General features: G+C 49.1%; 1 pseudogene. It reads right to left on the reverse strand.

Annotated features, from left to right (window positions below):
- Positions 1-704, reverse strand: a pseudogene (locus ACTHUM_RS16705) (recombinase); the annotation flags it as partial.

Below are 704 nucleotides of genomic sequence, written 5' to 3' on the forward strand. Positions count from 1 at the left end.
GAATGACGTCGTAAACTCGCCGAATCCCAAAGACGCAATATGGATTTTATTCAATGCCATCAGAGCAATAATTACGCCGCCGCCTGCTGCGGAATAAAACATTTTGAAATATTCGCTACGGTTGCGCGTAATGTAATGCTCACCATGATGGCTTTTGTTTTCCGTAATACTGCGTGCCAGCATTCGGATACTGCTTTTACGCAAGTGGCTGGTGCTGTATTGCTCTACCGCCGCGTAAATCATCGCATTCATCAGATTGATGGTTAAGCGGGTACGGCTGCCGGTTTCGATTTGAATATTGGTCAACAGTTTCAGACGGCCTATGGTTTGTTGCAGGCGCTCCAGCAAGTGTGCCACTTTCACTGACGAACCAGACCCTGCTCCTGTACCACGACGACGCAGATACTCAATTTGCTTGTCGCACTGGTCAAACATGACCTCCAAGTGCGCCGTATCATAAGTTTCTTCGCTGTGGCGATAGTGTTCTACCAATTTTGCAATTTCACGTTGTAAGGCGACAAATGCCGAATCCGCCTCCAACAAACGGGGGGCAATCCGTATTAAATCCGGCTCAATCGCTTCGGAAGCAATCCAAATCGACAGCATTTCCACCGCTCGCAAACGGGCATCTGCCAACTGTCGGCTGGCCGTCTGAAGCAAAGCAGGATCCGCTTTGCCCTGCAACAATTCATACATGCTCAACC

The sequence above is a fragment of the Neisseria sp. P0021.S006 genome (assembly GCF_051956895.1).